The sequence below is a fragment of the Tissierella sp. genome (assembly GCF_052089545.1).
Classification (GTDB): Bacteria; Bacillota; Clostridia; order Tissierellales; family Tissierellaceae; genus Tissierella_A.
The window spans coordinates 1-4,069 of sequence record NZ_JBQDAA010000208.1 but is presented as its reverse complement, the minus strand read 5'-3'; the positions used below and the strand labels follow the sequence as shown (position 1 = coordinate 4,069).

Below are 4,069 nucleotides of genomic sequence, written 5' to 3'. Positions count from 1 at the left end.
GTCATAAGATATAAAAGAGTCATTACATTTGCAAACTCTTTAGGGGTATTTATTTTTATTCTTTCCTTCCTAAACTTTAAAAGAGATGGATTTTTATATTCTATCTTTCTATTTAGAACTTCTGACAAAGTTTTTGATACTTGATAATAGTCAATTGCTCTTTTTCCAGTTAATGTTATAGCTGTATTTCTATATTTTTCATCTATTAAAGTAATAGCAGCAGCTCTTCCTATATCCCTTGTATCTATAAAGCTTGTCTTTGATTTTCCAGCTGGTATATATAATTCATCTCTATTTTTAATCTCATCTCTATGATTTGTATTTAAATTTTGCATAAAAAAACTTGGCCTTAAAAAGACATATGGTATCTTTAAGTCTTTTATCATATCTTCTATCTTTCTATGGGGCACTATTGGATTTTTCTCCACTCCCAATAAAGATATAAAGACAATTTTTTCTATCTTTATTTCTTCAACAATTTCCAAAAAAGGTAAGATATCTTTTTCAGGATCTGCAAGCTTTGGAGGCCTAACTAAAAATATTCCTTTAACCCCTTGGAGTGCATTTTCAAAAGTATTTTTATCTAAAAAATCAAATTTTACTAATTCTATCTCTTTTTTATTTTTAAATATCTTTTTAGCCTTTTCAATATTACGAACTGCTACTTTTACATTTTTTCCTAAAGCTAATAACTCTTCTACTACATACCTACCAATATTACCACTTGCACCTGTTACTAAATATTTATCCATTTTTCTCACCTTATATTTTCTATTATTTTTTTTATTGTACTTTTAAATTCTTTTACTTCTTTTTCATCTAATCCTTTTAAAGCATCACTTATTACCCCATCATTTATTTTTTCTAAACTTGATAATTTGTTTTTGGTTTTTAAAGTAAGTTTTAATATAAAAGATCGCTTATCTTTAGAATTTGATGTTTTTTCTATATATCCTTTATCTATAAGCCTATTTATTATCCCAGATATGGTTGGCTTATCCATATCCAATCTCTCTGCTATTTTTACTGCCCTTACTCCTAGTTCTTTTTCATCAATAAAAGAGTTTATTTCAATATCTTTTATTACCGCAAACTGTGAAACCGTAATGCCTTCTTTTTCAAGTTCTCTGTTTAGTTTATTTCTTAATAGTTTAGAACAATAATTTATTAAAAATCCAATATTCATCTTCTCACCTTATTATTTAATATAGTTAGCACACTAACTATATTATCATTAAATATAAAAATAAGCAATAAAAAAGAAACTAAATTTAGTTCCTTTTTTATTACTTATTTTCTTCTTCATCTTTTACTATAGTTATTTTAACATTTTTTATTTTTCTTTTTCTTATTTTTTCTATTTTAAATTCTATATTTTTATATTTTATAATATTTTCTTCTCCTGCTTTTGGAATATGTCCTAAAAGATGTATGAGAAATCCTCCCAGACTATCATAATGTTCTGGATCTTCATCAAGTTTTAAATCTAATCTATTTTTTAAATCTTTGATAGTCACGCTTCCCTTTGTATAGTAAACATTCTTATCAACTCTTTTTATCTCTGATTCATAATCATACTCGTCTTCAATTTCTCCTACAATCTCTTCTATAATATCTTCCATAGTAACTATTCCAGCAAAGCCTCCATATTCATCTATAAGTATAGCAAAGTGATTTCTAGTTTTTTGTAGTTCTAAAAAAAGATCATTTACATTTTTATATTCTGGCACAAAGTAAGGACTTCTCATAACATCCTTTATATTTATATCTTTAAACCCAGTTTCATATGCATGAAGAAGATAATCCTTTAAATAAAGTACACCTATTATGTTGTCAATATAGTCTTTAAATACAGGAACTCTTGAGTATTGGAAGTTTAACATTTTATCTAAATTTATATCTTTTGATTCATTTATATCAATCATCAAAACTTCAGTTCTATCTGTCATTATCTCTTTTGCAACCCTATCATCAAAAGTTATAACGCTATCTATCATTTCTCTTTCTATTGGATTTATAACACCTTGCTTTTGACCTACATTAACTAAAGATTTTATTTCTTCCAAAGTAACCTTTTCTTCTACTGATTCATTATTAAAACCTAAAAGTCTTATAAGAGTATTTGTAGAAAAAGATAAAAAACTAACAAATGGTTTCATAAGCTTAGCAAATATATTAATAGGTTTTATTGCAATCATAGCAAACTTTTCTGCATCTTGAAGTGCTATTCTCTTTGGTACTAATTCTCCAAAGACAAGAATTATATATGACAGTAAAAGAGTTACACCTATAAAAGCAATATCCTTCCCAAATGGAATACCTATACTTGTTAAGGTTTTACCTAAGTCATCAGATATTCCTACAGCAGCTGATGCTGATGAAAAGAAACCAGCAAATGTTATACCTACCTGTATAGTAGATAAAAATTTAGATGGCTCATGTAATATTTGTAAAAGCATCTTAGCCTTTTTATCTCCTTTTTCTGCTTTGTTTTTTATCTTCTTTTTATTTGTAGATACAATAGCCATTTCTGACGCAGCAAAAAAAGCATTTAAAATAGTTAAAAAAAGTATTAAAATTAATTGTATTGCTAAATTATTTTTTCCCATAGAACCATCCTAGTATTTAATATTTACACCCCTACCACATTTAATACATTTACCATTTTTTATTTCTGCTAATCTTGTTACTATATTTCTATCTATAAGCTTAACATCACAAGATGGACAATATGTGTTCTTATCTATACCTCTTACATTTCCTATATAAACATAATCTAAATACTCTTTTAAAATTTCACTAGATTGGGTTAACATTTCTAAACTTGTAGCAGGTAGATTCATCTTGTATGCAGGAAAATATCTATTTAAATGTAGGGGGATGCTTTTATCTATAGTAGATATTTTTCTACCTAGAGTTTTCATTTCTTCATTTTCACTATTTGCACCCTCTATTAAAAGACTTGTAACTTCAATATGAACACCCTTAGAATTTGCTATTTCTATAGTTTTAAGTACAGGATCTAGGCTTCCTCCACATACATCCCTATAAAATGAATTGTTTATTGCCTTTAAATCTATATTCATAGCATCTATATATGGTAGTAACTCTCTTAAAGGCTCTTCATTTATATATCCATTTGTAACCATTATATTTTTAAGGCCTATCTCATGAGTCTGTTTTGCAATATCTAGTATATACTCATACCAAATACTTGGTTCATTGTAGGTAAAGGCAATTCCTATAGAATCATTTTCACTAGCTAAATCTATTATTTCATCATACTTTATATCTTTGGCATAGGCGCTGTCATACACCATTTCATAGTTTTGACAAAAGTCACATGATAGATTGCATCCAAAGCTTCCTATTGAAAATATGGTCGAAGAGGGATAAAAGTGAAAAAGAGGCTTTTTTTCTATAGGATCATATCCATAAGAGCTTATTTTTCCATAGTTTAAAGAATATAGGCTTCCACCATTGTTTTTTCTAACCCTACATATGCCAAAATCTCCATCTTTTATAACACAGTAATGGGGACATAGATTACACTTTACATAGGATTTATCCAATTTATCATAGTGCATAGCTTCTTTCAAAATTATCAACTCCTAACTATATCTTTTTACTTTAAATCTTTCAATCTTATAGTTTTCATCTTTTCTTATATTAGCCTTTTCAAGCGCTATATTTATTTGCTCATTTACTGTATCTACTCCTTCTAGGTTTGGAAGTAGAAGTCCTCTTTTTCTGTCTTTACTTACAATAATACCATATTTTTCTACATCTAAATCATCTATAGAATCTATAGCTTCTGCTTGTGAAAGTACATCTACTGAATAAATTATTTTGCCCACTTCTTCTTTTTCTACCCTATCAAATCTTGGATCTCTTGTTCCAGCTGAGACAGCATTTTCTATTATTTCTCTCTCAATACTACTTGTAGTTGGGCTAGTTGTACCTATACAGCCTCTAAGAATTCCATCTTTTTTTATAGTTACAAATACTCCCTTTTGAATATGAGACTCTTCTTCTATTTTTAAATAATTACCAGTCTTTATAAAGTGTT

At 27.6% G+C, this 4,069-nt stretch carries 5 protein-coding genes; all 5 read right to left on the bottom strand.

Annotation, left to right across the window (positions count from 1 at the left end; all coding sequences use genetic code 11):
• A partial coding sequence (locus ACTHW2_RS11620; protein ID WP_442264081.1) for an SDR family NAD(P)-dependent oxidoreductase occupies positions 1–752 on the bottom strand: 752 nt, incomplete at its 3' end.
• Between the two features lie 5 nt (positions 753–757).
• Complete coding sequence (locus ACTHW2_RS11615; RefSeq protein WP_442264080.1) at positions 758–1,186, bottom strand: MarR family winged helix-turn-helix transcriptional regulator; 429 nt, start codon at positions 1,184–1,186, stop codon at positions 758–760.
• A gap of 100 nt (positions 1,187–1,286) precedes the next feature.
• Entirely contained in the window at positions 1,287–2,609 is a 1,323-nt protein-coding gene (locus ACTHW2_RS11610; protein ID WP_442264079.1) for a hemolysin family protein, read from the bottom strand.
• A 9-nt stretch (positions 2,610–2,618) separates the two neighbouring features.
• On the bottom strand, positions 2,619–3,599 hold the full coding sequence (gene amrS, locus ACTHW2_RS11605) for an AmmeMemoRadiSam system radical SAM enzyme (RefSeq protein WP_442264078.1): 981 nt from the start codon (positions 3,597–3,599) through the stop codon (positions 2,619–2,621).
• Between the two features lie 12 nt (positions 3,600–3,611).
• Positions 3,612–4,069 (bottom strand): AmmeMemoRadiSam system protein A (gene amrA / locus ACTHW2_RS11600; protein WP_442264077.1); only part of this gene is annotated, 458 nt, incomplete at its 5' end.

Bases quoted from the DNA above. Each gene is read 5' to 3' on its own strand.
- ACTHW2_RS11615 (WP_442264080.1), bottom strand. From the start codon at position 1,186: ATGAATATTGGATTTTTAATAAATTATTGTTCTAAACTATTAAGAAAT.
- ACTHW2_RS11610 (WP_442264079.1), bottom strand. From the start codon at position 2,609: ATGGGAAAAAATAATTTAGCAATACAATTAATTTTAATACTTTTTTTA.